This window comes from Actinomadura sp. GC306, from assembly GCF_004348665.1.
GTDB lineage: Bacteria > Actinomycetota > Actinomycetes > Streptosporangiales > Streptosporangiaceae > Spirillospora.
The window spans coordinates 1-26803 of the sequence record NZ_SMKM01000067.1 but is presented as its reverse complement, the minus strand read 5'-3'; the positions used below and the strand labels follow the sequence as shown (position 1 = coordinate 26803).

Annotated in this window: 19 protein-coding genes and 2 pseudogenes; 14 read left to right on the top strand and 7 right to left on the bottom strand. The window is 74.1% G+C overall.

The annotated features are described in order from the left end of the window. From E1200_RS12630 to E1200_RS12605, 5 genes and pseudogenes are all read right to left on the bottom strand, one after another. A pseudogene (locus E1200_RS12630) lies at window positions 1-345 on the bottom strand (hypothetical protein); the annotation flags it as partial. A gap of 2 nt (window positions 346-347) precedes the next feature. After that, on the bottom strand, window positions 348-1688 hold the full coding sequence (locus E1200_RS12625) for a VWA domain-containing protein (protein WP_131952047.1): 1341 nt from the start codon (window positions 1686-1688) through the stop codon (window positions 348-350). Then, window positions 1685-3157 (bottom strand): protein phosphatase 2C domain-containing protein, encoded by a 1473-nt coding sequence (locus E1200_RS12615; RefSeq protein WP_243708515.1) that lies wholly within the window; start codon window positions 3155-3157, stop codon window positions 1685-1687. Before E1200_RS12615 ends, E1200_RS12625 begins: the two co-directional genes overlap by 4 nt. Next, window positions 3154-5607: a serine/threonine-protein kinase gene (locus E1200_RS12610; RefSeq protein WP_131952046.1), complete on the bottom strand. Its 2454-nt coding sequence runs from the start codon at window positions 5605-5607 to the stop codon at window positions 3154-3156. Before E1200_RS12610 ends, E1200_RS12615 begins: the two co-directional genes overlap by 4 nt. Beyond that, window positions 5604-6839, bottom strand: a complete 1236-nt coding sequence (locus E1200_RS12605; RefSeq protein WP_243708514.1) for a hypothetical protein — start codon at window positions 6837-6839, stop codon at window positions 5604-5606. Before E1200_RS12605 ends, E1200_RS12610 begins: the two co-directional genes overlap by 4 nt. Before the next feature lie 200 nt (window positions 6840-7039). On the opposite strand from E1200_RS12605, the gene E1200_RS12600 reads away from it, so the two are divergent. Continuing rightward, on the top strand, window positions 7040-7552 hold the full coding sequence (locus E1200_RS12600; protein WP_131952045.1) for a WYL domain-containing protein: 513 nt from the start codon (window positions 7040-7042) through the stop codon (window positions 7550-7552). A gap of 99 nt (window positions 7553-7651) precedes the next feature. Next, complete coding sequence (locus tag E1200_RS12595) at window positions 7652-8497, top strand: TrmB family transcriptional regulator (RefSeq protein WP_131952044.1); 846 nt, start codon at window positions 7652-7654, stop codon at window positions 8495-8497. 10 nt (window positions 8498-8507) lie between these two features. Here the strand turns inward: E1200_RS12595 and E1200_RS12590 are convergent, their stop codons facing one another. After that, complete coding sequence (locus E1200_RS12590; RefSeq protein ID WP_131952043.1) at window positions 8508-9287, bottom strand: alpha/beta hydrolase; 780 nt, start codon at window positions 9285-9287, stop codon at window positions 8508-8510. A 74-nt stretch (window positions 9288-9361) separates the two neighbouring features. Further along, window positions 9362-10972 carry a PucR family transcriptional regulator ligand-binding domain-containing protein gene (locus tag E1200_RS12585; RefSeq protein WP_131952042.1) on the bottom strand — a complete coding sequence of 537 codons (1611 nt, stop codon included), beginning with the start codon at window positions 10970-10972 and terminating at the stop codon, window positions 9362-9364. 149 nt (window positions 10973-11121) lie between these two features. Between E1200_RS12585 and E1200_RS12580 the strand changes: the two genes are divergently transcribed. From E1200_RS12580 to E1200_RS12520, 12 genes and pseudogenes are all read left to right on the top strand, one after another. Continuing rightward, window positions 11122-12447 carry an aspartate aminotransferase family protein gene (locus E1200_RS12580; RefSeq protein ID WP_131952041.1) on the top strand — a complete coding sequence of 442 codons (1326 nt, stop codon included), beginning with the start codon at window positions 11122-11124 and terminating at the stop codon, window positions 12445-12447. Beyond that, window positions 12444-13949 (top strand): CoA-acylating methylmalonate-semialdehyde dehydrogenase, encoded by a 1506-nt coding sequence (locus E1200_RS12575; protein ID WP_131952040.1) that lies wholly within the window; start codon window positions 12444-12446, stop codon window positions 13947-13949. The genes E1200_RS12580 and E1200_RS12575 overlap by 4 nt, the downstream gene beginning before the upstream one ends. Window positions 13950-14267: 318 nt before the next feature. Beyond that, entirely contained in the window at window positions 14268-14618 is a 351-nt protein-coding gene (locus E1200_RS12570) for a hypothetical protein (RefSeq protein ID WP_131952039.1), read from the top strand. Between the two features lie 503 nt (window positions 14619-15121). Then, the gene (locus tag E1200_RS12565) at window positions 15122-16330 is read left to right on the top strand and encodes an ABC transporter substrate-binding protein (RefSeq protein WP_131952038.1); all 1209 of its coding nucleotides are present in this window, start codon (window positions 15122-15124) and stop codon (window positions 16328-16330) included. Window positions 16331-17034: 704 nt separating this feature from the next. Then, window positions 17035-17931 carry an ATP-binding protein gene (locus E1200_RS12555; RefSeq protein ID WP_131952036.1) on the top strand — a complete coding sequence of 299 codons (897 nt, stop codon included), beginning with the start codon at window positions 17035-17037 and terminating at the stop codon, window positions 17929-17931. 60 nt (window positions 17932-17991) lie between these two features. Further along, complete coding sequence (dxr, locus tag E1200_RS12550; protein ID WP_131952035.1) at window positions 17992-19257, top strand: 1-deoxy-D-xylulose-5-phosphate reductoisomerase; 1266 nt, start codon at window positions 17992-17994, stop codon at window positions 19255-19257. Window positions 19258-19299: 42 nt separating this feature from the next. After that, window positions 19300-20496, top strand: a complete 1197-nt coding sequence (locus tag E1200_RS12545) for a site-2 protease family protein (RefSeq protein ID WP_131952034.1) — start codon at window positions 19300-19302, stop codon at window positions 20494-20496. Window positions 20497-20629: 133 nt separating this feature from the next. Then, window positions 20630-21805 carry a flavodoxin-dependent (E)-4-hydroxy-3-methylbut-2-enyl-diphosphate synthase gene (gene ispG / locus E1200_RS12540; RefSeq protein WP_131952050.1) on the top strand — a complete coding sequence of 392 codons (1176 nt, stop codon included), beginning with the start codon at window positions 20630-20632 and terminating at the stop codon, window positions 21803-21805. A gap of 273 nt (window positions 21806-22078) precedes the next feature. Further along, window positions 22079-23677: an alpha/beta hydrolase gene (locus tag E1200_RS12535; RefSeq protein WP_243708513.1), complete on the top strand. Its 1599-nt coding sequence runs from the start codon at window positions 22079-22081 to the stop codon at window positions 23675-23677. A 178-nt stretch (window positions 23678-23855) separates the two neighbouring features. Beyond that, window positions 23856-25493, top strand: a complete 1638-nt coding sequence (locus E1200_RS12530) for an alpha/beta hydrolase (protein ID WP_131952033.1) — start codon at window positions 23856-23858, stop codon at window positions 25491-25493. 141 nt (window positions 25494-25634) lie between these two features. Then, window positions 25635-26477: a GNAT family N-acetyltransferase gene (locus tag E1200_RS12525; RefSeq protein WP_131952048.1), complete on the top strand. Its 843-nt coding sequence runs from the start codon at window positions 25635-25637 to the stop codon at window positions 26475-26477. Window positions 26478-26567: 90 nt separating this feature from the next. Further along, window positions 26568-26803: pseudogene (locus tag E1200_RS12520) on the top strand (helix-turn-helix domain-containing protein); the annotation flags it as partial.

Here is a 26803-nt window from a genome sequence, read left to right as displayed (position 1 = left end):
GGGCGCGGGCAGCGGGCCGGACGGCTCCCGGGTCGAACCCGCGGCGGGCGGCACCGACGGATACGGCGCCGAAGAATGCGATCCCGTGGGATGGGAGGGCGCCGACTTCTCCGTCCGTGGCGTGGGCCGTCCGCCGCCCGTGGCGAAGTCGTAGCCGCACGCCTCGCAGAAGCGGTCGGTTCCGGGGGTTCCGCAGTCCGGGCAGGGGCGTGCGCCGCCCGGCGGGGCGTACGCGCCGGACGCGCCCGGAGCGGCGCCGGACGCGGGCGCGCCGCCGATGAGCGCGCCGCAGACGTCGCAGTAGTCAGGTGCGGCGGAGTCGTGGCCGCTGGGGCAGGTCGCCATGCTCAGCGCTCGCTCGGCCGCGGCGTGGTCAGCGTCTCGTCCTTGCGCGTCCGGACGGTCTTGCTGGACCGGGTGTCGAGGGCCATCTCGTCGGCCTTGTCGACGTCGCGCTTCAGCCGGACGGTGCCGGTCGCGGGGTCGATGACGTCCACGACCTTGCGCAGCATCGCGGTGATCGCGTCGTTGCCGGCCTCGTCGGCAAGCACCACGGCCCGGCCGAGGCGCGCGGTCGCGGTGTCGAGGTCGCCGTCCTTTCGGGCCTGGAGCCCCTCCTGGATGGCGACGGCGAGCTCGGCCTGCCCCGTGTAGTGCGCCACCCGCGGGTTGATGCGGGTGGACCGGGCCTCGTCGTCGGTCCACTGGGCGAGGACGTTCCCGGTGGCGAGGACCTGCGCCTCCGCACCGGGCGCGCCCGGCACGACGAGCTTCACCCACGCGGCGCGCAGCTCCTTGCCGATCTCGCCGGGTGGGACCTCCACGCAGACGTGGTAGTCGCGGCTCTCCGCCCCCCAGGCGCCCAGCGGGTAGTCGCCGGCCTGCGGCGCCGACTCGACGCGCTTGCCGGTGAGGTCCTCCACGGACGGCATGACCTGCTTGACGAACCGGAGCCGCGCGGTCTGCGGTGTCCACACCCGCAGCGCCACGTCGGCGACGGACTTGCCCATGGCCGCCTCCGTCATCGCCTGGAAGTCGGCGACGAGGCCGGCGGGGTCGGCGACGATGTCGACCGTGCCGAGCAGCGCGGAGGAGATCTTGCGTAGCTCGGCGACCTCCCAGTCGGTGCCGACGCCGCGGCAGTCGCACACGAACCGGCCCTCGCAGCGGGACAGGACGGCGTCGAGCTCCTCGGGCGTCTCGTGCTGGTTCTTGCCGTCGGTCAGCAGGATCGCGTGCCGGATGCCGCCCTGGACGTCGTCGAACAGCTCGTCGGCGAGCCGCAGCCACGATCCGATCGCGGTGCCGCCCGACGCCCGCAGCCCGCTCAGCGCCCGCTTGGCCTTCTCCTTGGTCTGCGGGGACGCCGGGACGAGGCCGCCCTGCCGCGGGTAGACCATCGAGGCGGAGTTGGAACCGGAGACGACCGCGAACTCGACGCCGTCGCGCAGGGTGTCGACCGCGACCTGCGCCGCCGCGACCGCGGCGCGCAGCTTGGTATCGGGGTAGCTCATCGACCCCGAGGTGTCGATGATGATGACCTCGGACGCCTTCGCGGCGGCCGGGGCGGGCAGGGCGCCGCCCTCGGCGCCCGCCTCGACGGACACGATGGCGTGCACCTCGCGGCCGTCCTCCGGCAGGTACTTGTTCTGGTCGATCTTGATGGTGAACTGCGGCTGCTCGCTCATCGGGGCTCCGTGCTGTGCGGGACGCTCTGGGGGATGCGGCTGTGCGGGGAGCGGGGGGACGGGATCGGGATGACCGCGACCGTGATGTTGTCGCGGCCGCCCGCGTCCAGGGCGCGGCGGACCAGCGTCCGCGCGACGCCGAGCGGATCGGCCGCCGGATCGTGGCCGGGACCGGCCGCGGGGACGGTGTCGCCGGCGGGGACGGTATCGGCCGCGGGGACGGATGCCGCCCCGTTCGCCGCGGCGTGGGCGTCCGCGCCGTCCGGCACCTCCGTGCCGTCCGGCACCTCCGTGCCGTCCGGCACCTCCGAGCCGTCCGGCACCTCCGAGCCGTCCGGCGCGTCCGCGTCGGGGCCGGCGGCCAGCAGCGCCGCGAGGTCGCGGGCGCCCGGGAAGTAGTTCCACAGGCCGTCGCTGCAGACCAGCAGCGTGCCCGGGCCCGCCGGGCGGAAGGTCGCCACGTGCGGGCTGACCCGGTCGGCGTCCGCGCCCAGCCAGGCCGTGATGACGTGGGCGTTCGGGTGCCGCTCCGCCTCCGCCTCGGTCAGCGCGCCCTGGGCGGTCATGAACGCGGCCCACGAGTCGTCCTCGGTGAGCCTGCGGGACGCCCTGAGCTCCGCCATGTCGCCGGTGCTGAGGTCCGCGGCCTCCGGGCCGGACTCGTCCGCGGCGGGCTCCCGCGCGCCGTCCTGCGCGCCGGCCTCCGCGCCGCCCTCCGCGGGGTCGACGGCGCCGTCCGCGGACAGCCAGTAGGCGCGGCTGTCGCCGACCCAGCCGACGGTGACGGACCCTCCGCGCGTCACCGCGGACACGTACGTGCACGACGGCGAGTCGCCCGGCGAGGTGGCCAGCGCGGCGACCGCCGAGGCCGCCCGGAGCGCCGCGGCGCGCGTCGCGTCCTCGGGGTCCTCGCCGGCGTCGAGGAGCGCGACGAGCTCGGCGGCGCCGGTGTCGGCGGCCGTGCGGGAGGCGTCCTCGGGGCGCTGCGACGAGCCGACCCCGTCGCACACCACCGCCGCGACCCCGGCGGCATGGGCGGCGAGGGCGAGCGCGTCCTCGTTGCGGCTGTAGCGGCGGCCGCGGTCGCTGGCACCGGCCGCGGCGACCGGCCCCGCCCCGTTCGCGCCGCCGGGCGCCGGCAGTTCGACCTCGACGTGGTCGCCTTCGGCGGGCTGGCGCATCCCGCAGGTCTCGCAGTAGCCGTCGGCGTCGACCGCCGTCCCGCCGCACGCGCGGCACGGCGGCCCGGCGGCGCCGGCGGGCGCCGGGGCCGCTCCGGCACCGGACGGCCCGGCGGCCTCCGCCACCTCGACGGCCTCGACGGGTTCGGGGGGCACCAGCCGGTGCCCGCACTTCTCGCAGAAGACCTCGCCCGGGTACACCGTCTCGCCGCAGGACGGGCAGGACGGCTCCGCCGTCTTGGCCGCGTCCGGGTCGGCGGGGCCGGCCCCGTCCCGTCCGGCCGTCACAGCAGCGTCCTCGGGCGCACGGCGTTGGCGGAGTCGACGAGCCGGCGGCACTCGTCCCGGTCGCGGGTGCGCCGCGCCAGCTCCCGGTACGTCTCCTCCAGCCGGCGGCGCAGCGGGGTCTCGGCGAGACTGGCGTCCAGCAGGGCGCCGCCCGCCCAGTCCGCCGGGGCGCGGCCGGCGAGCAGCCAGTCGAGCGCGGCCTCCAGCACCTCCGCGGCGAGCCGGTCGCGGCGTTCGGCGTCCAGGTTCTCCCTGAGCGCGGTGAGCCGCTCGCCCGCGGCGACCAGTTCGGGCGCCGTCAGCTCGGCGGGGCTGCGGCCGCGCACCGCCGTCGCGACCGCCGCCACCTGGGCGGTCACGTACCGGATCGAGATCTCCGGCACCGAGTTGAGCGCGGCGACCGCCGCGCCCCGGTCGCCCGCCGCCAGATGCACCCGCGCGAGGCCGAACGCCGCGTTGATGTAGCTCTGGTCGGTGCGCCACACCATCTCGTACAGGCGGATCGCGTCGAGCGGGGCCCGCAGCTCGCGGCAGTAGGCGAGGCCCAGCTTGGGCGCCGCCTCGCCGGGCAGGAGCCCGTACAGCCGGTCGAACCTCGGCTCGGCCTCCTGGACGCGCCCCTGGGACAGGAGCGCGATGGCGCGGTACCAGTCGACCCGCCAGTCGCCGGGGCGTTCGGCGGCGACCTCGTCGAGCAGCTCGCCGGCCTCCTCGGCCGCGCCCAGCTCGATCTTGGCCCGGGCGTGCGCGAGCCGCACCTCGGGGGTGCGCTGCGGCGCCTTCGAAGCGGCCTCGGCGACCTGCGCCGGTTCCAGCGCGGTCAGCCCGGACACGAACGCGGCGGCGGGGTCGGCGCCGTCCACGAGCGGCACCGGCAGCGCCGACGCGGCCACCGCCGGCGGGACGGGCGGCAGCGCGGACTCGGCCGTCCCGCCGTCCGCCATCCGGGCCGCGAACCGCTCGGGCCCGAACAGCCCGGACGGGGCGGGTCGCGGCACGCCGTCCTCGGCGGCGAGGACCTCGCGCAGCACGCCGGTGAGCTGCTCGGCCATCTCCGCCGCGTCCTGGAACCGCTGCGCCGGGTCCTCGTGGGTGGCGCGGCGCAGGAAGCGGTCGAACGACTCGAACCGCTGCAGCAGCGGGATCTGCGAGCGCGGCGGCAGGGCGTTGGCGAACGTCCGGGTGTAGCCCCGGAACGGGAAGCTCAGCACGGCCAGCGCGCGGCCGACCGTGTACAGGTCCGAGGAGACCGACGGCCCGTCGTCGGCGATTTCCGGTGCCTGGTAGCCGACCGTGCCGTAGATGGCGCCGTCCGGGTCGTCGAGGCGCCGCACGCCGCCGAGGTCGATCAGCCTGAGCTGCTCCTCGGACTGGATGACGTTGTCCGGCTTGAAGTCGCAGTAGACGAGGCCCTGCGCGTGCAGGTACTCGAACGCCCGCAGGACCTCCAGCCCGTAGGCGATGGCCTGCGCGAGCGGCAGGTGCTTCTCGCCGGGCGGCTGCGGCTGCCGGAGCAGGATGTCCTTGAGGGACTGCCCGCCCACGTACTCCATGACGATGTAGCCGTCGCCGTCGTGCTGGACGAAGTTGTAGATCTTGACGATGTTGGGGTGCTCGACCTCGGCGAGGTAGGCGCGCTCGGCCGCGGCGGCGGCCATCGCGTCGGCGTCGCCGCTGTCCAGCAGGCCCTTCAGCACCACCCACCGGTCGCTGACGTTGCGGTCCTTGGCCAGGTAGATCCAGCCGAGGCCGCCGTGGGCGAGGCAGCCCAGCACGCCGTACTGCCCGCCGACGAGGTCGCCGGGGCTGAGCTTCGGGGTGAAGGAGAACCGGGTGCCGCACTTGGGGCAGAACCCCTCGGTGCGGCCCGGCCGGTCGCCGCGCCCCCGGCCGACCGGCTCGCCGCAGCTGCTGCAGAACCGCTTGCCCTCGGCGACCTGCGGGTCGCTCATCACCGCCGTGGTCGGGTCCCGGTACGGGACGCGCGGCACCTCGACGAGACCCGCGCCGAGCATCCCGCGGCGGCCGGACGACCGCGCCGACCCGGTGCGGGTGCTGCCCGTCCGGGTGCCGCCGGTGCCCGTGCTGCCCGACGTGCCCGTCCCCGCCGTCCTCGATGCCGGGCGCGACCGGGAGGTCAGGCTGGTGTGGGCGGGCGGCGAGCCGCACACGTCGCAGTAGCCGTCCATGATCGTCCCGGTGCAGCCGGGCTGGCCGCACGCGTCGTCCGGCACGGCGGCCGGGGGACGCGGCGCGGGCACGCTCGGCGCGGGGGGACTGCCGCACACGTCGCAGTAGCCGTCCGAGATCGTCCCGGTGCAACCGGGCTGCGCGCAGGAGCCCGGCGAGGCCGGACCGGGCGGGGGGCTCGTGGAGGCTGCCACGCCGCATAGGACGCAGTACCCGCCGTCGACGGTTCCGCCGCAGCCCGGTTCGGCGCACTGGCTCATCGCTTCGCTCCCTTCGACCGCTCGTCGACGGCCCGCTGGTATTCGGACAGCGCCACGGTCGCCTGACGCAGGTCGCAGGGCGAGGTCCACAGCAGCTCGCGGGCGCGGTCGTGGATCCGCGCCAGCGCCGCGTCCTCGGCGTGGCCGATCCTGGCCGCCTTCACCCGGTACGCGTCCAGCCGGCCGCGCAGCTCCGCGCGCCGGTCGAGCAGCCCGCGGATGAGCCCGGTGGTCTCCCGGGCCCGAGTGAGCGCCTCGTTCGCCGCCCGCTCCAGCTCCCCGACCCGCGCGGCGAGATCGGGCCAGCCGGTGCCGTGCCCCGGGCGGCCGAGGGCGGCCAGCCGGTCGGCGAGGGACGCGGCCGTATCCGGCGGGGCCGGCGGCTCCGGTGCGGCGATCTTGGCGAGGACCTCCTCCCGGGTGCGGCGGGCCGTCGCCTCCTCCTCGCGCAGCTCGTCCAGGACGGCGGCGACGGCGCGGAGCCGGCCGGTGAACCCGTCCCGGACCCGTTCCGCCTGCTCCAGGCCGCGCCGCACCTCCGCGAGGCGGGTGTGGATCGCGTCGAGGCGCCCGGTGTCGGCGCGGCCGCCGTCCGCCAGCGCCATCGGGTCGCCGCGCACGACGGCGGCGACGGCGTCGAGTTCGGCGCGGAGCCGGTCGAGCTCCGGCTCGGTCCCGCCGAGGGACGCGAGCAGCTCGTCGGCCGCCCGCCGCTCCGCCTCGACCTCCGCGAGCCGCGACAGCAGCGCCGACCAGACCGCGTCCAGGGCCGCGACCGCCTGGGCGACCTCCTCGTAGAGGGGCGTCATCCGCTCGACCGCCGCCCGCAGCGTCAGCCGCTCGCCGGACGGCACGGACAGCAGCGTCCGCCGCCCCAGCGGCACCTCCGTGACGGGCAGTTCGACCGACGGGCCGGCGAGCAGCCAGGTGAGTTCCGCGAGCTGCGCCTGCCCCGGCCTGGGGATGCGGGCACGGAGCTCCTCCGCGGCACCGATGACGCCGTCGTAGCGCTCGAAAAGGCTCCAGAGGGAGGTCATCCCGGCGCGCACGTCGGACTGCACGCGCCGCGTCCCGCCGCCGAGGGCGGCGCCTTCGAGCAGCTGATAGCCGTGGTGGGCCTCCAGTTCGAGCAGTGCGGCGCTGATGCGGTCCCTCTCGTCCCGGAGCCGCGCGAGCGTGCGATCCGCCTCGTCCCGGCTCATCGGGGGCCGGCCCACGCGCGGCTCGCTCAACGCCGGTTCACCGGTCCGCCCATGGTCGCCCCGATTTCCCCAGATTCGCCTCTTCGGTGGTCAAGTTTTCCCCATGGGAGTCGCCTTCTCAAGCGGGCGGAGCGCGGCCCCGCCGCCGCCCGGCCGTCCTGCGTCACGCGACCCGGACAAGTCGCGCCCGGGGGCTCCAGAATGTCAGTGTTCGAACGTATGATCGAACCATGGCGAACGTTGCGACGCACCCCCCGACCGCATCCACCGCGCTCACCGCGGCGGAGATCGCCGCTCTCGCGCTCTCCCTCGCGCACCTGGGCACCGGCCCGCAGGCCACGACCGCGCGCCGCGCCCTGCACGCCCTCCTCGACACCACCGCCCCCGACGCAGCCGACGGCGCCCTCCGCGACGACGTGGTCACCACCACGCTCGCCACCCTCACCACGCCCCTGGACGCCTCCACCTCCGACCGCGCCCGCGTGGTCGCCGCCGCCATCACCGAGCACCGCGTCGTCCGGCTCTGCTACGGCGACGCCGGCGCCAACGTCACGATCCGCGAGGTCGAGCCGGTGACCTGCCTCGTCCACCGCGACCACTGGTACCTCGTCGGCTGGTGCCGCATGCGGCGGGGCGTCCGCGCCTTCCGCTTCGACCGCATCCTCGCCGTCGAGTCCACCGGCCTGCTGGCACGCCCCCGCCGCGCGGACCGCTACCTCCCCTTCCAGCGGAAGACGGCCTGACCCCCGCCCCGGGCCCGCGGCACCCGAGCCGCGGGCCCGGGGTCCCCGCCGCGGCCCGCGGGAGGCCGATGACCCGCGGGAGGCCAATAAAGTGCTGCGATGAGCACCCAGGATGTCCTTGAGCATTTGCAGCGCCTTGGCATGTCGGGGTACGAGGCCAAGGCGTACGTCGCGCTGGTGGGGGCGGGCCGGCCGGTCAACGGCTACGAGGTCGCCAAGCGCTCCGGGGTGCCGCGCAGCACCGTGTACGAGACGCTCGGCAAGCTCGTGGCGCGGGGCGCCGCGTACGAGGTGCGCGGCGCGTCCGACGCGACGGAGTACCTCCCGCTGCCGCCGGAGTCGCTGCTCGACCGCATGCGGCGCGAGTTCGACGGGTCGGTGTCGGCGCTGCGGTCCGCGCTGCCGGCGGTCGCGGCCGCGCCCGAGGGGCACCTGATCCACAACCTCAAGGACGGGCAGGCGATGCTCGACCGGGCGGGCGACGTCGTCGCCGGCGCCCGGCGGGACCTGTTCATGTCGGTCTGGCCGGACGAGCTGCGGGTGCTGCGCGGCGAGGTCCTGGAGGCCGCCGCGCGGGACGTCGAGGTCTCCCTTGTGTCGTTCGGGGACGTGTCGTTCGGGGACGTGTCGTTCGGCGGCGGGCTGTCCGGCGCCCCTGGGAACGTGTACGAGCACCGCTATTCGGCGCCCGAGACCGTCCTGCGGGAGTTCGGGTACCGGCTCATCGTGGTGGTGGCGGACCGGCGCGAGGCCGTGGTGGGCGGCTTCGGCGACGGGGCGGCGTGGGGCGTCTACACGGCGGACCCGGCCGTCGCGCTGATGGCCGCGGAGTTCGTCCGGCAGGACATCGCCCTGCAGATCCTCGCCGACCGGGTCGGCGCGGCGGAACTGGACCGCCTCTTCGCCACCGAGCCCGGCCTGCTGCGGCTGCTCCGCAGGCGCTGACGGGCCGGCCTCAGCCGCCGAGCCAGGAGGCGAGCAGCGTCCCTGTCTCCTCCAGCCGGTCGGTGTAGAGCATGTGCCCGGCGTCGATCTCGCTGAGGGCGAGACCGGGGCCGAGGGCGGTGCGGCAGTCGGCGACGAACTCGGGCCGCACGAAGTCGGCCTTGGCCGCGATCACCAGGTGCGTGGGCAGGCCCGGCGGGGGCGTCAGGTGCGGGCGGGCCATCTCCGAGTACGCGGTCACGATCGCGGCCGGCTCGAACCGCCAGCGCAGCCGGCCGTCCGGCCCGAACACGAGGTGGTCGGCGACCTCGTCGTCCACCGCCTCGCCGGGCGCGTCCGGCCAGCGGGCCGCGAGGGCGGCGCGGGCCTGCGCGGTGTCGGCGAACGACACCGGCGCCATCCAGGAGCGCGCCTCCGCGGCAGCGTCCGCGGGCACCAGCCCCGTCGCCGGGTCCAGCAGGACGAGGCGCCGCACCCGCCGCCGCGCCGTCCGCGCCAGATGCACCGCGACCATCCCGCCGAACGAGTGCCCGACGAGGTCGGCCTGCTCGATGCCGTCCGCGTCGAGGACGGACAGGACGTCGGCCACGTGCCGCTCGACCGTCCACGGCGGCTCGTACGTCGACCGGCCGTGCCCGCGCAGATCGGGCGCCAGGACCATGCGGCCCGGCAGGTACCGCTCGGCGGTGCGCCGCCAGCGGGCGCCGTGCCCGCTGACCCCGTGCAGCAGGACGACCGGGGAGCCGGCCGGGTCCCCGTAGCGATGAACGTGCAGCGCGGCGTCCGTCATGCAGTGAAGGTTATGCGGCGCGGCCCCGGCCCGGAACGCTCCGCACGGGCCGGCCGATGCCGCCGCATCGGCGGTCAGGAGCGTTCCCAGCGGACGGAGCTGAGCGCCAGCAGCGCGACGTGGAGGGAGACGCAGGACTCCACGTCGTCGAGGTCGGCGTCCAGGACGCGTTCGATGCGGCGGAGCCGCTCGTAGAAGGCGGGCCGGGAGAGGTGGGCGCGCTGGGCGGCGACGGCCTTGTTGCGCCCGGAGTCCAGGTAGGTCTCCAGGATGCGCGTGAGGTCGGCGCCGCGCCGGGCGTCGTACTCCAGCAGCGGCCCCAGCTCGCGCTCCACGAAGGTCTGCACGCGGGCGTCGTCGCGGAGCAGGTGCAGCAGGCCGCGCAGGCGCAGGTCGGGCAGGCGGTAGAAGGGGCGGGTGCCGGAGCCGCGCGCGGCGACGTCGGCGACCTGCTCGGCCTCCAGGAACGAGCGCCGGACGTCGCGGATCGTCTCCACCACCGAGCCGGCCGCCATGACGGTGCCGTCCGACCGGGCGCGGACCCGGGTCGCGATCTCGGTGAGCGCGGTCGCCGCGTCGGCGCGGGCGGGCAGCGAGGCCAGGACCCCGACGCGGGCGTGCGGCCCGCCCTCGTCGAGGACGCCGACCAGGGCGGCGAGCCGGGCGTCCTTGCAGGCGGCGGCGGCCGTCTCGGCGAGGGCGGCCAGCTCCCCGGCGGGCGGCGCGCCGGGCCCGCGGTGCCGCAGCACCGCGCCGAGCAGCCGGCGGCCGGACAGCGGGACGCCGAGCGCGCGGGCGCGGGCCGCGGCCTCCTGCGGGTCGGCGTAGGCGTGCGCGAGGATGCGGGCGATGATCGTACCGTGCGCCTGCCGCTCGACGCTCTCGGCGTGCCGGTCGAGGAGCCGGCCGAGCGCGAGCGTGGTGGCGGCCCGCTCGATCAGCACGGTCTCGCGCGGGGAGGGCGGCGAGCCGAGGTCGATGATGAGGCGGCCCCAGTCCTCGCCGCGGGCGCCGACCGTCGTCACCAGCCAGCCCGAGGCCGGGTCGTAGCCGGTGCGGCGGCCCGGCCGCACGGCGCGCGAGCGGGTCTCCCACGCCGACAGCAGCTCGGCCGCGTCGGCGCCGCCGGCGTCCGCGGCGAGGACCTGGTGGGCGAGGTTCTCCAGGACGGCCGGGTGCCCGCCGAGCGCGGCGACCTGCCGGACGACCTCCTCGGTGGGGGCGCCCTCGACCGACAGCCGGGTGAAGATCTCGTGGAGCTGCTCGGAGGCGCGCAGCTCGGCGAACTGGTCCTGCAGGATCCGGGAGTGCACCGACTCCGTGATGTCCACGAAGGCGGGCTCGTGGGCGAGGACGATGACCGGGAGGCCGTGCTCCTCGGCGGCGGCGATCAGCGCGGGCGGCGGCTCGGTCGCGTACCGGCGGCCGAGCTCGATCATGAGGCCGCTCACCCCGACCTCGGCGAGTTCGCCGATGTAGGCGCGCAGCCGCTCGGGCTCGTCCGGGAGCGCGATCCCGGTCGTGAGGACGAGTTCGCCGCCGTGCAGCAGGTGCGCGATGTCGGTGATCTCCGCGACGTGCACCCAGCGGACCCGGTTGCCGGTGCGGTCGCCGCCGGCGACGACGCGGGGCTGCCCGCGGCGGACCGCCTCAAGGCGGAGGACGTCGTCGACGGTGGGCAGCATCGACCCCGAGGATATCCGCACAGGGTGTCAAGGAACCCCCTGAACTTCGTTACACGATGTCAGCCGGCCAGCAGACCGTTAAGCGAACGTGAAGGGTCGTGACATTCTGCGGGTGGCCTGTCCGGCCTCCCCGAACGAGACTGGGAGGCATGTCGGAACACGCGAACCTGCTCAGGCGCCACCGGGCGGTCATGCCGTCGTGGATGGCGCTCAACTACAGCGACCCCATCGAGATCGTCGGCGGCAAGGGCAGCCGCGTGACCGACGCCGAGGGGAACGGCTACCTGGACTTCTTCACCGGGATCCTCACGAACATGCTCGGGTACGACGTGCCCGAGGTGCGGGAGGCGGTGGAGCGGCAGCTCGCCACCGGCGTCGTGCACACCTCGACCTCGTACCTGGTGCGCGGGCAGGTCGAGCTGGCCGAGAAGATCGCCCGGCTGTCGGGCATCCCGGACGCGAAGGTGTTCTTCGTCAACTCCGGGACGGAGGCCAACGAGACGGCGCTGCTGCTGGCGGCGTACGCGCGGCGCAGCGACCAGGTCCTCGCGCTGCGGCAGAGCTACCACGGCCGCTCGTTCGGCACGGCGGGGGTCACCGGCAACCGGAGCTGGCGGAACCTGCCCTACTCCCCGGTGAACGCCCACTTCCTGCACGGCGCCGACCGGCACCTCCCGCAGTTCGCCGGGATGTCGGACGAGGCGTACGTCGACGCGTGCGTGCAGGACCTCCGGCACGTGCTCGCCACCGCGACAGGCGGGGACGTCGCCGCGCTCATCGCCGAGCCGATCCAGGGCGTGGGCGGGTTCACGACGCCGCCGCCGGGGCTGCTCGCCGCCTACAAGAGCGTCCTGGACGAGGCCGGGATCCTGTTCGTCTCCGACGAGGTCCAGACCGCGTGGGGACGGACCGGCGAGAGCTTCTGGGGCATCGCCGGCCACGGCGTGACCCCGGACATGATGACGTTCGCCAAGGGCCTCGGGAACGGGTTCACGATCGGCGGCGTGGTCGCCCGGGGCGACCTGATGGACGGCCTGCACGCGTCCGGCATCTCCACGTTCGGCGGCAACCCTGTCTCGACGGCCGCCGCGAATGCGACCCTCGACTACGTCCTCGACCACGACCTGCAGGCCAACGCCGCGCGGCAGGGCGCGACGCTCATCGGCGGGCTGCGGGCGGCGGCCGGGCGGTTCCCCGTCGTCAAGGACGTGCGCGGCAAGGGCCTGATGTTCGCGGTCGAGCTGGTCGATCCCGCGACCGGCGAGCCGAGCCCCCCGCTCGCCGCGGCGCTGATGGAGGCGGCCCGCGAGCGGGGGCTGCTGATCGGCAAGGGCGGCCTGTACGGCAACGTGGTGCGCATGGCGCCGCCGATGACGCTGACCGACGCCGAGGCCGCCGAGGGGCTCGGCATCCTCATCGCGTCCCTCGAAGCGGTGGACCCCGGGGCGGCCGACGACAGGGGAGCCGCCTCATGACCGCCGGGAAGCGGGTGCCGCACTGGATCGGCGGCAAGCCGTACACCGGGGAATCCGGGCGGCGCGGCGCCATCTACGATCCCGCGTCGGGCCGCCCCGCCGGCACGGTCGGCCTCGCCGGGCCGGCCGAGGTCGACGCCGCGGTAGCCGCCGCCCGGGCAGCGTTCCCCGGCTGGCGGGACGCCTCGCTGTCGCAGCGGACGAAGGTGCTGTTCCGGTTCCGCGAGCTCGTGGACGCGCACGGCGGCGAGCTGGCGCGGCTGATCTCGTCCGAGCACGGGAAGGTCGTCTCGGACGCGGCCGGCGAGGTGGCCCGCGGCCTGGAGGTCGTCGAGTTCGCCTGCGGGATCCCGCACCTGCTCAAGGGCGGGTTCTCGGAGAACGTCTCGACCCGGGTGGACGCCTACTCGATCCTGCAGCCGCTCGGCGTGGCCGCGGGGATCACCCCCTTCAACTTCCCCGCGATGGTGCCGATGTGGATGTTCCCCGTCGCGATCGCGTGCGGGAACACCTTCGTCCTGAAGCCGTCGGAGAAGGACCCGTCGGCGTCGGTGCGGCTCGCGGAGCTGTGGGCGGAGGCCGGCCTGCCGGACGGGGTGTTCAACGTCGTCCACGGCGACAAGGCCGCGGTGGACGGCCTGCTGCACCACCCGGACGTCCGGGCGGTCAGCTTCGTCGGCTCCACCCCGATCGCCCGGTACGTCTACGGGACGGCCGCGGCGAACGGCAAGCGGGTGCAGGCGCTCGGCGGCGCCAAGAACCACATGCTCGTGCTGCCGGACGCCGACCTCGACCTCGCCGCGGACGCCGCGGTCTCGGCCGGGTTCGGCTCGGCGGGGGAGCGGTGCATGGCGATCTCGGTGGTCGTCGCCGTCGACCCGGCCGGGGACGAGCTGATGGCGCGGATCCGGGAGCGGGTCGCGCGGCTGAAGGTGGGCCCCGGGGACGACCCCGAGTCGCAGATGGGGCCGCTGGTCACCCGCGCGCACCGCGACAAGGTCGCCTCCTATCTGGATTCAGGCGTCGCACAAGGAGCCACGCTCGCGGTGGACGGACGCGACCCGGACGTCCTGGGCGGCGCGGGCGACGGCTTCTGGCTCGGCCCGTCCGTCCTCGACCACGTCACCCCGGACATGGACGCCTACAGGGACGAGATCTTCGGCCCGGTGCTGTCGGTCGTGCGGTGCGGCTCCTACGAGGAGGCCATGGAGCTGATCTCGGCCAACCCGTACGGGAACGGCACCGCGATCTTCACCAACGACGGAGGGGCGGCGCGCCGCTTCCAGAACGAGGTGGAGGTCGGCATGGTAGGCGTCAACGTCCCGATCCCAGTTCCGATGGCCTACTACTCCTTCGGCGGCTGGAAGGACTCCCTGTTCGGTGACAGCCACGCCCACGGGATGGAGGGCGTCCACTTCTACACCCGTACGAAGGCCGTCACCGCCAGGTGGCTGGACCCGAGCCACGGCGGGGTGAACCTCGGCTTCCCGACCAGCGGCTGAAACTCTCAGATCACGTCACAAGCGGACAAATGGTACGTCCGGGATCGCGGTGCGTGAGAGCGGTCCGCCGCATCGTGAGAACGTCCAGGTCGGCGACGTACGGGACTTTCCCACATGCGGTGGATTTCGTCGTTGATTTTCGTCCGCGAGGCCGAGGCGAATAATGCCAACACCCATTGACTGACTCTGTGGCGGGCGACACAATCTGACTGTCCGCATTAAATGGGGCGAAATTAAAAGTCAGGTTCCACGGTCAACTAAAACGTGAGGTCCGGGGCCGCCGAAGCCGGCGGGGCCGATGTGCAGGAGAGCCGCGCTATGAACGCAGTCGACCACGCAGCAGAGGTGGACGCGCTCGCCAGGCGCTTTCCGGGCTGGACCATCTGGTTCGGCCTGTTCACCGGCCGCTGGTGGGCGCTGCCGCCCCGGGACCGCGACGTCGGCGACTTCGTCGAGGCCGACACACCGCAACGGCTCATCGCACGGATCGAGGTGGTCAGGCGTGCCGCGGCGGCCCGCCCCATGATCGAGCACGACCGTCCGCGGACGTCCCGCGACACCCGGCCCGACGTGCGATGTCCCTCGAACCTCCGGCGTATCGAGGGCGTCACACCGTCGCCGTCCGGCCGGGTACCGGCGATCGCGTGGCCAGGCAGCACTGCAAGGTGATCCGCTGTTCCCCAACCTCGCCACGCCCGCCGGTGCCGCCGCGGCCCCGGGCAAGGACGGCAGCCCGCGCCATATCCCTCTCCGGCAACCTCCGTGTATGGCGCGGACGCCAGCACCCGCCGTCCCCCCGGGGCCGTGGCGGCTTCTCCGTTGCGAACCGCCCGGAGCCGCCCGGAACCGCCCGTCCGGCAATCACCCCGGAAACGCGCGATCGCGCGCCGCGCAATGGACACATAATTCTTACCTCCGGGAAAGTGGACACGGAAACACCGAGTCGTGATCACCGGTAATCCCGGCACGTTCCATTCCTGGCGGAAGTGAAATCCGAAGAAGACCGGCGATCGGTTCGTGCGCGGTCCCCGGCACCCCCCGAATGGCGGCCGGGCGCCGCGCGCACCGCCGCCTCCACCGGGTACCGGCCGCCCCGGCGGCCCCGAGGCGCTACGCTCGCCGACGGGCCCGGTTCAGGTGGGGGAGGGCCCCGGGCAAGGATCGGGAGCGACATGCGGCTGATGGCCACGGCGCGGGTGAAGATGTGGTCCGCCCTGGTGGCGGCCGCCGCGCTCGGCGCCGCGGGCGTCGCGGCGTGCAGCGGCGGCGGCGAAGCGGAACCGGTGGGCGTCGCCGAGGTCGCGAGCACCCTCGGGCCGGGCGAGGGCATGCTGAACCTCGTCACCCTGCCCGGCTCCATCGAGAGCGGCACCAGCGACCCGCGCGTCGACTGGGTCACCCCGTTCGAGGAGCGCACCGGCTGCAAGATCGGCCTGAAGGTCGTCCGGACGCCCGAGGAGATGGCCGGCCTGATGCGCGACGGCGGCCGCCGCTACGACGGCGTCGCCGCGCCGCCCGAGGTCGCCGGGCAGCTGATCGCCGAGAAGCAGGCCACGCCCGTCAACCCCGACCTCGTGGACGGCTTCAAGAAGCTGGAGCCGAAGCTGCGCGGCCTCCTGCGGCGGGACGGCCGGCAGTACGGCGTCCCGTACGTGTGGGGCTCCAACCTGCTCATGTACGACACCCGGGCCGTCCCGCCGCCCGCGAGCTGGGCCGCGCTGTTCGACCCCGGGCAGGCGAGCCGGTACTCCGGGAAGCTGGCCATGCGCGACAGCCCGCTGGCCATCGCCGAGGCCGCGCTCTACCTCAAGCGCGACCGGCCCAAGCTGAAGATCGACGACCCGTACTCGCTGACTCCGGGGCAGCTCAGGGCGGCCGGGCGCGTCCTCGCCCGGCAGCGCCCGCACGTCGGGGAGTACTGGGAGCGGCCCGCCGACGCCGTCAGCGCGTTCGCGGGCGGGCGCGCGGTGCTGGGCCAGGCGTGGCCCTACCACGTGGACGTCCTGACCCGCGCCTCCCGGCCCGTGCAGGCCGCCGTCCCGGCCGAGGGCGTGACGGGCTGGATGGACGCGTGGATGATCGGCGCCAGGGTCGAGCACCCGAACTGCATGTACCAGTGGCTGCAGTGGACCGCGTCACCGGACATCCAGCAGCAGGTGGCCGAGTGGACGGGGGTGGCGCCCGCCAACCCGCAGGCGTGCTCCGGGGACCGTCTCAAGCCGGGTTTCTGCACCGCGTACCACGTCGGTGACCGCGCCTACCTCGACAAGGTGATCTTCGCGCACGCGCCGACGAAGGCGTGCGACGGCGAGTCCGGCGACAACGACTGCACGGACTACGCGCAGTGGAAGAAGACCTGGATCGAGGCGACCAAACTCTGACCCCGGGGTCCGGTCCCGTCCGGTCCCGTCCGGTCCGGTCCGGTCCGGTGCGGTCAGGAAGGGTCTCTCCGGCGCGCCCGGCCGCCCCCAGCCGGGCGCGCCTGCCGGGTGGTCCCGGACTTCCCCCCGAATGTCCGGGTCACCCTTTTCCTTGGAGAGACCTCCACGACGACGGCCTCCAGGGCCGCCGTCCGCGCGGGCGGCCGCTCTCCGGCCGGCCGTCCGGCGTCCGTGACCTGCTCCGTGGAGCCCCGCCGTGCGCGGGGTACCGGCGGGGCGGGTGCGCATTCCTCGCACGCGAACACCCCGGTCGAATCCGGCAGGCGGCCGACGCGTACCCGCGGCCGGGGCCACCTCTTGCGGCAGCCGACGCAGGCGTCGCCCAGGCGCTGGGCTGTGCTCAGCCCGCCCGGGTCCACGGTCGGCTCGCCTGTCTGGCCCATGCCCTCCCCTTGCGGGAGTCGACGTCACGTGCCTCCTTTATAGGCAGGGGAGTGTGTTGTCTCCGCTACCCAAGGTGAAAAATGCGGCAAAGCCTTACGTGTCACCCGCATGATCGAGGTCATCCGGGTCACGGGGATCCGGCGGGCCGGCACCCCCGCCGGGAAGAAGGCCGCTGACCAGGGCGTACGCAGACCAGGGGCATACGGTCCTCGGCCGGGGGCTTTGCTCCACCTTTGGTAGGTACTGCATACAAAGGAGACATGTCGGTCCGTGGTGCCCTGCGCACGACAGCGCTGGGCCTTTCCGCCCTCGCGCTGCTCAGCGCGGCCGTGCTGCGCGCCGTGCGCGCGGCCCTGCGCCCGGTGGAGCGGCTCAACGCGGAACTCGCCGGCATCGAGGAGGCCGGCCTCGGCCTCCGGGTGGCCGTGCCGTCCACCGGCGACGCCCTCGAACAGCTCGCCGGCCACGTCAACCTGCTCCTCGGCCGGCTGGACGAGACCGTCCTGCGGTGCCGCTCCTTCACCGCCGACGCCTCGCACGAACTGCGCACCCCGCTCACCGGCCTGCGGACCCGCATCGAGCTCGCCCTCACCGCCCCGGAGGACGGGGAGGCCGGCGAGACGCTGCGGCAGTCGCTGCGCGACGTCGAGCGCCTCCAGCAGATCGTCGAGGACCTCTTCGTCCTCGCCGGCATGGACTCCGGGGACGACTCCGCCCGGGAGGTGCTCGACATCGGCGCGCTGGTCGAGACCGAGGCCGGCCGCCGCGACCCGCCCGTCCCGATCGCGGTCAAGGTCGAACCGGGGCTGCTGGCCGAGGGCAACCGGCCGCGGCTGTCCCGGCTGCTGCTCAACCTGCTCGCCAACGCCGAGCGGCACGCCGCGTCGCTGATCGAGGTCGAGGCCCGCGCCGACCAGGGCGAGGCGGTGGTCGAGGTGCGCGACGACGGGCCCGGCATCCCGCCCGCCGACCGCGACCGGATCTTCGAGCGCTTCAGCCGGCTCGACTCCGCCCGCAGCCGCGCCGACGGCGGCTCCGGGCTCGGCCTGGCCATCGCCCGGGAGATCGCCGTCTCGCACTCGGGCCGCCTGTACGTCGGCGACGGTGCGGCCGGCGCCCGGCTGGTCCTGTGCATCCCCCTCGCCCGCCGCCGCTGACGCACCGCCCCCGCCCTGTCCCCGGCCTGTCCCGCCGGGGGACGGGAGCCGGGCGCGGGCATGCCCGACAATGGACCCGTGCTCTCTCACTCAAGCCCCGACGCACCCGCCCGCGAGCTGGCCGTGCTCGGCTCCACCGGTTCCATCGGCACCCAGGCGCTGGACGTGGTCCGCCGCAACCCGGGCAGGTTCCGGGTGGCCGGGCTGGCGGCCGGCGGCGGACGGGTCGGCCTCCTCGCCGAGCAGGCGCTGGAGTTCCGGCCCGACATCGTCGCCGTCGCCCGGGCGTCCGCCGCGCAGGACCTGCAGCTGGCCTTCTACGCCGAGGCCAAGCGCCGCGGATACTCCGCCGGAGACTTCCCCATCCCGAAGATCGTGGCGGGCCCGGACGCCGTGACCGAGGTCGCCGCGTGGCCGTGCGACGTCGTGCTGAACGGCGTGACCGGCGCGCTCGGCCTCGCCTCGACGCTGGCTGCCCTGGACGCCGGGCGGACGCTCGCCCTGGCCAACAAGGAGTCCCTCATCGTCGGCGGCCCCCTCGTCAAGGAGCGGGCGCGGCCCGGTCAGATCGTCCCGGTCGACTCCGAGCACTCGGCGCTCGCCCAGTGCCTGCGCGGCGGCCGCGGCGAGGAGGTGCGGCGGCTGGTGCTCACCGCGAGCGGCGGTCCCTTCCGCGGCCGCGCCCGGGAGGAGCTGGCCGACGTCACGCCCGAGCAGGCGCTGAACCACCCCACGTGGGATATGGGCCCCGTCGTCACGATCAACTCCGCGACCCTCGTGAACAAGGGGCTGGAGGTCATCGAGGCGCACCTGCTGTTCGACGTCCCGATGGACCGGATCGAGGTCATGGTGCACCCGCAGTCGGTGATCCACTCGATGGTCGAGTTCACCGACGGCTCCACGCTGGCGCAGGCCAGCCCGCCCGACATGCGGCTGCCGATCGCGCTCGGCCTCGACTGGCCGGACCGCGTCCCGGACGCCGCGCCCGGCATCGACTGGAGCACCGCGCACACCTGGGAGCTGTTCCCGCTCGACGACGAGGCGTTCCCCGCCGTCGCGCTGGCGCGCAGGGCCGGTGAGCTGGGCGGAACCTTCCCGGCCGTTTACAACGCCGCCAACGAGGAATGTGTGGACGCGTTCCGCGCTGGCCGGCTTCCGTTCCTCGGGATAGTGGACACGGTCGCGCGGGTACTGGACGAGCACGAGGAGCATGCCCCGGGTCCTGCCGGGCGGCCGACGCTGGACGACGTCCTCGCGGCGGACGGCTGGGCGCGGACCAGGACCGGAGAACTCACCGCGGCCGGGCAGTCCGCCGCGGCCGACTGAGCCCCCGGGGGTCCGCCCGGGGACGAGCCCTGGGAGCCCCGCATGGCCTTCTTCCTCGGCGCGCTGGCGTTCGTCGTCGCGCTGCTGGCGTCGGTGATGCTGCACGAGGGCGGGCACCTGCTGACCGCCAAGCGGTTCGGGATGAAGGCGACGCAGTACTTCGTGGGCTTCGGGCCGACCCTGTGGTCCACCCGCCGGGGCGAGACCGAGTACGGCGTCAAGGCGATCCCGCTGGGCGGCTTCGTCAAGATCGTCGGCTACACGCCGCTGGAGGAGATCGACGCGGCGGACCGTCACCGCGCGTTCTACCGCCAGCCCGCGCCGCGCCGCGCCGTCGTCATCGGGGCGGGCGTCGCCGCGAACTTCGTGTTCGCGTTCGTGCTGCTCATGGTCATGGCCATGACGATCGGTGTGCGCGAGCCCGGCTCGGTGACCAGCACGGTCGAGGAGGTCAGCCCCTGTGTGCCCGCCACGATGCGGTCCGCCTGCACCGAGGACCGCCCGCCCTCGCCCGCGGCGCAGGCCGGGCTGCGGGCCGGAGACCGCGTGGTCTCCTTCGGCGGCACGCCGGTCGCCGACTGGGCCGCCCTCACGGAGGCCATCGGCAGGGCCGAGCCCGGCCGGACCGTGCGGCTGGTCGTCCAGCGGGACGGGCGGGAGGTGCCGCTGCGGGTCACGCTCGCCGGCGTGGAGGGCGAGCCGTTCGTCGGCATGTCCGCGCAGGTGGTCGGCGGCGGGTACGAGCGGACGGGGCCGCTGAACGCCGCGGTGTTCGCCGCGGAGGGCGTCGGCCGGACGCTCGCCGGCATCGGCGACGTCGTCGTGGACCTGCCGTCCGCGATACCGCGGCTGTTCTCGCCGGACCGGGAGAGCACGCCGGGCGGGCAGGTCGGCAGCGTGGTGGGCGCGACCGACGTGTCCGGGCAGATCTTCGCCGCCGAGGGGGCCGGCACCCGGGACAAGATCGCCCTGTTCCTCTCGCTCGTGGTGTCGCTGAACATCTTCCTCGGGGCGCTGAACCTGCTGCCCCTGCTGCCGCTGGACGGGGGGCACCTCGCCGTCGTCGGCTACGAGCGGGCCCGCGCCGCCGTCAACCGGATCCGCGGCCGGCCGGACCCGGGCACCGTCGACATCGCCAAGCTGCTGCCGCTGACGTATCTCGTCGTGCTGCTGCTGGTCGGATTCGGGGTGCTGCTGATACTCGCCGACCTGTTCAATCCGCTCCGGCTACCGGAGTGACACAAATCGTTCACACAGGGTTGCCGAATGGTCACCGTTCAGGTGCCGGGCGCCGTCATATCCGCGGTACGGGACGCTTAGGCTTTGTACGGGGCCGGCGAGCAAGAGGAGAGGGATGAGCGTTTCACTGGGAATGCCGAGCGTCCGCGGGGACGGGGACGGTCAGGGGGCGCGGGGTCCCGTCGCGGCACGCCGCCGGTCCCGGCAGATCATGGTCGGGAGCGTGCCGGTGGGCGGCGACGCCCCGGTGTCCGTGCAGTCGATGACCACGACCCTCACCGCCGACGTGAACGCCACGCTGCAGCAGATCGCGGAGCTGACCGCGTCCGGCTGCCAGATCGTCCGGGTCGCGGTGCCGTCGCAGGACGACGCCGAGGCGCTGCCCGCGATCGCCCGCAAGTCACCGATTCCGGTCATCGCCGATATCCACTTCCAGCCCAAGTACGTGTTCGCGGCGATCGACGCGGGCTGCGCGGCGGTGCGCGTCAACCCGGGCAACATCAAGAAGTTCGACGACCGGATCGGGGAGATCGCCAAGGCCGCCAGCGACGCGGGCGTGCCGATCCGCATCGGCGTGAACGCCGGATCGCTGGACAAGCGGCTCCTGGAGAAGCACGGCAAGGCCACGCCCGAGGCGCTGGTGGAGTCGGCGCTGTGGGAGTGCTCGCTGTTCGAGGAGCACGACTTCCGCGACATCAAGATCTCGGTCAAGCACAACGACCCGGTGGTGATGATCGAGGCGTACCGGCAGCTCGCCGCGGCGTGCGACTACCCGCTGCACCTCGGGGTCACCGAGGCCGGGCCCGCGTTCCAGGGCACGATCAAGTCGGCGGTGGCGTTCGGCGCGCTGCTCGCCGACGGGATCGGCGACACGATCCGGGTGTCGCTGTCGGCGCCGCCGGTCGAGGAGATCAAGGTCGGCACCGCGATCCTGGAGTCGCTGGGGCTGCGCCAGCGCGGGCTGGAGATCGTGTCCTGCCCGTCGTGCGGGCGGGCCCAGGTGGACGTCTACACGCTGGCCGAGGAGGTCACCGCGGGCCTGAAGGGCTTCCCCGTCCCGCTGCGCGTCGCCGTGATGGGCTGCGTGGTCAACGGCCCGGGGGAGGCCCGCGAGGCCGACCTGGGCGTCGCGTCCGGCAACGGCAAGGGCCAGATCTTCGTCAAGGGGGAGGTCATCAAGACCGTCCCCGAGGCGCAGATCGTGGAGACCCTGATCGAGGAGGCCATGCGCATCGCCGAGGACATGGGCATCGAGATCGGCGAGGACGGCTCGGTCTCCGGCCCCGGCGCCGACGTCGTGGTCGGCTGACGAACGGCTGAGAAAGGGCCCCGGGCCGGTGACCCGGGGCCCTTTCGCGTGCCCGGTCCGGTCCCGGGGCCCGGCGGACGCGGAACGTCCCGCGGGATCACGAAGTTCCGATGATCTTGTCACGATTGCGTATCCAGTCATCGCGCCCCTTGCCGTCATAAGGGACGAAGTGTGAACAATCTCCACGCAATCGGCATCCGCTATGCATCGGCGCGGCTTCCCTCCGGTCCCGGTCCCCCGGGACGTCCGGAGCCGCCGATGGGAGAGGGTCACATGAAACGGATCGTTCTCGTCGCGACCGCCCTGGTCACGACGGTCGGCGGCACCGGCGCCGCCGTCCCCGCGAGCGCGGACACCGGTCCGCCGAGGGCGGCCGCCGCGGCGGCCGCCCAGGGCATCGAGTGGGGCCCGTGCGAGGTCAGCGGCCCCAATGACCCCATGAACAACGCGCAGTGCGGCCAGGTCGAGGTGCCCCTCGACTACAGCAGGCCCAGTGGCCGCAAGATCTCCATCGCGGTGTCGCGCTTCCGGCACACCGACGAGGAGGACTACAAGGGCGTCCTGTTCGTGAACCCGGGCGGCCCCGGCGGCTCCGGTCTCGCCTACGGTCCCGCCCTCGCCCGCTGGCTCGGCGGCGTCGGCCACGCCGACGTGGCCGCCAAGTACGACATCATCGGCTTCGACCCCCGCGGCGTCGGCTCCAGTAAACCCGCCATCACCTGCGACCCCGGCTACAGCGACCCGGTCCGCCCCGCCTACGTGCCCGAGAACTGGCGCGACGAGCTGACCTGGATCGCCAAGTCCAAGGGCTACGCGCGCGACTGCGCGCAGAAGTTCGGCTGGATGCTGCCGCACATGCGCACCACCGACGCCGCCCGCGACGTCGACACCATCCGCGCCGCCCTCGGCCAGGACAAGATCAGCTGGTACGGCTTCTCCTACGGCACCTACTTCGGCGCCACCTACGCCACGCTCTTCCCCAAGCGCGTGCGGCGGATGGTGATGGACGGCGTCGTCAACCCGAAGAACGTCTGGTACGAGAGCCAGCTCGAACAGGACAAGGCGTTCGAGCGCAACATCCGGGCCTGGTTCGCCTGGGTGGCCGAGTACGACTCGGTGTACCACCTGGGCACGACCGAGAAGGCCGTCCGCGCCAAGTACTACGAGGCGCTGGACGCGGCCGAGGACTCGCCCATCGGCGGGAAGATCGGCCCAGCCGAGCTGACCGACATCATCCTGAGCGCCGGCTACAACACGGGCTACTACATCCCGTTCGCCGAGGCGCTCTCGGCCTGGATCAACGAGAAGGACCCCTCCGTCCTGCTCCAGTGGCTCAGTTCCGGAGGCGGCGACAACGGCCTCGCGGTCTACCTCGCCGTCCAGGGCGCGGACGCCCGCTGGCCGCGCAGCTGGGCCAAGTGGCACCACGACGCGGCGAAGCTCCACCGGCAGGGCTACCGGTTCGAGACGTGGGGCAACGTGTGGTTCAACGCGCCGATCGCGTTCTGGCCGTTCAACGGCGGGCCCGCGCTCGACCTGAAGAGCAGCGGGCACCTGCCGGGGATGCTGCTCGTCCAGTCCACGAAGGACGCGGCGACGCCCGTCGAGGGCGGCCTGGAGATGCACAAGGTCTTCCCGTCCTCGCGCCTGGTGTTCGAGGTCGGCGGCAAGACCCACTCCAACACGCTCAACGGGAACGCGTGCCTGGACGACAAGGTCGCGGCCTACCTCGACACCGGTGCGCTGCCGGAGAGCAGCCGCGGCCCGGACGCCTACTGCGACGCCGTCCCGGCCCTGAACGACCCGGACCCGACGGCCATGCGGCTGAAGGCGGCCGGCGCGGGCAAGGACCTCCCGGTCGGACGCCCGTGACCCGCTGACCCCGTGACCTGCTGACAGAGCACACCGAACCGTGGCGTGCCCGCCTGCTCCACCCCGTGGGCAGGCGGGCACGCCCGTGTTGTTCGGTGGGGACGGTCCGGATTCGGGGAGGAATCGCGCGATCCCCGAGGTCACGCGGTTCCCGGCGCCCCTTCGGTAGAAAGCCGGGGTGCTGAACCACGCTGGAAAGAAGGCCGCCGCCGCCGGCACGGCCGCGGCCGCGCTCGCCTTCGGGACCGCCGGTGCCGCCGTCCTGCCCGCCCACGCCGCCGCGGGACGTCCCGGCTCCGAACCCGCCCCCAGGCCCGCCGGTCTCGCCTGGAAGCCGTGCCCCGGCAAGGACCCGTGGGAGGGCGGCCGCATCAAGAACCTGCAGTGCGCGTCGATCCGGGTGCCGCTCGACCACGACCGCCCGCGCGGGAAGCAGGTCACGCTCCGGCTGACCCGGGCACGGCACACGACGGCCGTGTCCCAGGGCGTCGTGCTGCTGAACCGCGGCGGGCCCGGCGCGCACGGCCGCGACCTCCCCGCCTTCCTCACGGACTCGCTGCCCCGGAAGGTCGCCGCGTCCTACGACTGGATCGGCTTCGACCCGCGCGGCGTCGGCGCCAGCGAGCCCTCGCTCATCTGCGACCCGGGATACCAGGACCCCGGCCGCGCGCGCCCCGACACCATCCCCGCCGGCGCCGGGGAGGAGCTCGTCTGGATGGCGAGGGCCAAGGCGTACGCGGACGACTGCGCCGAGAAGTACCGGACGGTCCTCCCGCACATGGGCACGGCCGACTGGGCCCGCGACATGGACGAGATCCGCAAGGCCCTCGGCCAGGAGCAGATCAACTACTTCGGCTACTCCTACGGCGGCTACCTCGGCGCCGTGTACGCGACGATGTTCCCGAAGCGCGTGCGGCGCATGGTGCTCGACAGCGTCCCCCGCCCGAGCGGCGTCTGGTACGACAACAACCTCGACCAGAACGTCGCGTTCGAGAAGCGGATCCGCGTGTACTTCGAGTGGGTCGCGCGCCACCGCGAGACCTACCGGCTGGGCAGGACGGGACGCGACGTCGGCGCCGCCTACGCCAAGGTGCGGGCCGCTCTGAAGAAGTCCCCGATCGACGGGAGGATCGGGCCCGCCGAACTGGACGACATCTTCCTCAGTGACGGCTACCACGACGGCAGCTGGGCGTCCCACGCCGCCGCCCTCTCCGCCTACGTCAACCGCAAGGACCCGGCCCCGCTGCGCAAGGCGTGGCAGCGGCCCGGACGGCACCAGCAGAACGGCTACGCCGTCTACACCGCGGTCGAGTGCCGCGACGCGGCGTGGCCGCGCGACTGGAGCCGCTGGCACACCGACGCCACGCGCCTCTACCGGGCCGGCCACCGCTTCGAGACCTGGAGCAACACCTGGTACAACGCGCCGTGCGCGTTCTGGGGGGTGCCGGGCGGGCCGCGCCCCGAGGTGCGGGGCAGCGCGTCGCTCCCGCCCATCCTGCTCGTCCAGGCCACCGAGGACGCCGCCACCCCGTACGGGGGCGCGGTGGAGACGCACCGCAGGTTCCCCACGTCCAGGCTGATCGTGGAGAACGGCGGCGGGAACCACGGCGTCACGTTCGGCGGGAACCGGTGCGTGGACAGGGCCGTCGCCGCCTACTTCGCCGGCGGTGAGCTGCCCGCGAGCCGGCCGGGCCCGGACGCGTCGTGCAAGGCCGGCCCCGCGCCGCAGCCGGCCGAGGCCGCGAAGCGCGCGAAGAGCGGCGCGGAGAGCGCCGGCCACGCCGCCGCCGCCCGCCGCGGCACCACCCGACCCTGATCCGGCGCCCGCCAGGACCGGCCGTTGACCGGGCCCTTGGGGGTGCGCGGACCACCGGACCACATAGTCTGTGCACGTGGTGCTTTCTGTGGTGAGGGCCGAACGGGGGCCGTTCCCGTCGCGGAGCCGGTAGCCGTGCGCATGCTCGGCTCGATGCCGGTGCGCGTGCTGGACGACCGGCACCGGGCGGAGGCGCTCGCGATCCTGGACGCCGATCCGGTGTCCAACGTCTTCGTCGGCTCCCGCGTGCACGCGGCGGGACTCGACCCGCGCCGGCTCGGCGCCCAGATGTGGGGCTACCTGGAGGACGGCCGGCTCACCTCGCTGTGCTACTCCGGCGCCAACCTCATCCCGGTGGCGGCCGGGCCGGAGGCCGTCCGCGCGTTCGGCGAGCGGGCACGGGCCCAGGGGCGGCGCTGCTCGTCCATCGTCGGGCCCGTCGACGCGGTCGGCGAGCTGTGGGAGATCCTCTCCCCGTACTGGGGGCCGCCGCGGGCCGTCCGCGCGAAGCAGCCGGTCATGGCCACCTCCGCGGTTCCGGACGTGCCGCCCGACTCCGGGGTCCGGCGGGTCCGCATGGAGGAGTTCGACGTCGTCTACCCCGCCTGCGTGGCGATGTTCACCGAAGAGGTCGGGGTCTCGCCCAACGCCGGGGACGGGGGAGTGCTCTACCGCGCCCGCGTCGCCGAGCTGATCCGCGACGGCCGCGCGTTCGCCCGGATCGAGGACGGCCGCGTCCTGTTCAAGGCCGAGATCGGGGCGGTGACCCCGCTGGCCTGCCAGGTGCAGGGCGTGTGGGTGCCGCCGGACCTGCGCGGCCAGGGCCGGTCGGTGGCAGGGATGGCCGCGGTGGTGCGCGAGTCGCTGCGGAGCATCGCGCCGACCGTCTCGCTGTACGTCAACGACTACAACGCGCGGGCGCGGGCCGCCTACCGGCGGGTCGGCTTCACTGAGGTCGCTTCGTTCATGTCCATCCTCTTTTAGGGCATTTGTCTGTTTCGTGCGGTCTGTCACGGTGCGAGAGGTACTCCCCGGGACATGAATCGATCTTCCCGGACCGATACCATCCGGCCCGTGGAGTTCGCCGGGGCGCTGCGGCAGGCCATCCAGGCCAGCGGGCTGACCCTTGAACGCATCCGGCACCGGCTCTGCCGGCGCGGGCTGACCGTCAGCGTCGCGACCCTCAGCTACTGGCAGCGCGGCCGCAGCCGCCCGCGCTCGCGGGACGTGGTCGTCGCGCTGGAGGAGATCCTCCAAGTGCCGCCGGGCACCCTCACCGAACTGCTGGACGACGACGCCCCCACCGCGCC

Coding starts and splice junctions, on each gene's coding strand:
- E1200_RS12580 (WP_131952041.1), top strand. CDS start 11,122: ATGTCGGAACACGCGAACCTGCTCAGGCGCCACCGGGCGGTCATGCCG.
- E1200_RS12590 (WP_131952043.1), bottom strand. CDS start 9,287: ATGACGGACGCCGCGCTGCACGTTCATCGCTACGGGGACCCGGCCGGC.
- E1200_RS12575 (WP_131952040.1), top strand. CDS start 12,444: ATGACCGCCGGGAAGCGGGTGCCGCACTGGATCGGCGGCAAGCCGTAC.
- E1200_RS12555 (WP_131952036.1), top strand. CDS start 17,035: ATGTCGGTCCGTGGTGCCCTGCGCACGACAGCGCTGGGCCTTTCCGCC.
- ispG (WP_131952050.1), top strand. CDS start 20,630: ATGCCGAGCGTCCGCGGGGACGGGGACGGTCAGGGGGCGCGGGGTCCC.
- E1200_RS12595 (WP_131952044.1), top strand. CDS start 7,652: ATGAGCACCCAGGATGTCCTTGAGCATTTGCAGCGCCTTGGCATGTCG.
- E1200_RS12525 (WP_131952048.1), top strand. CDS start 25,635: ATGCTCGGCTCGATGCCGGTGCGCGTGCTGGACGACCGGCACCGGGCG.
- E1200_RS12545 (WP_131952034.1), top strand. CDS start 19,300: ATGGCCTTCTTCCTCGGCGCGCTGGCGTTCGTCGTCGCGCTGCTGGCG.
- E1200_RS12535 (WP_243708513.1), top strand. CDS start 22,079: ATGAAACGGATCGTTCTCGTCGCGACCGCCCTGGTCACGACGGTCGGC.
- E1200_RS12585 (WP_131952042.1), bottom strand. CDS start 10,972: ATGCTGCCCACCGTCGACGACGTCCTCCGCCTTGAGGCGGTCCGCCGC.
- E1200_RS12610 (WP_131952046.1), bottom strand. CDS start 5,607: ATGAGCCAGTGCGCCGAACCGGGCTGCGGCGGAACCGTCGACGGCGGG.
- E1200_RS12625 (WP_131952047.1), bottom strand. CDS start 1,688: ATGAGCGAGCAGCCGCAGTTCACCATCAAGATCGACCAGAACAAGTAC.
- E1200_RS12565 (WP_131952038.1), top strand. CDS start 15,122: ATGCGGCTGATGGCCACGGCGCGGGTGAAGATGTGGTCCGCCCTGGTG.
- E1200_RS12570 (WP_131952039.1), top strand. CDS start 14,268: ATGAACGCAGTCGACCACGCAGCAGAGGTGGACGCGCTCGCCAGGCGC.
- dxr (WP_131952035.1), top strand. CDS start 17,992: ATGCCCGACAATGGACCCGTGCTCTCTCACTCAAGCCCCGACGCACCC.
- E1200_RS12600 (WP_131952045.1), top strand. CDS start 7,040: ATGGCGAACGTTGCGACGCACCCCCCGACCGCATCCACCGCGCTCACC.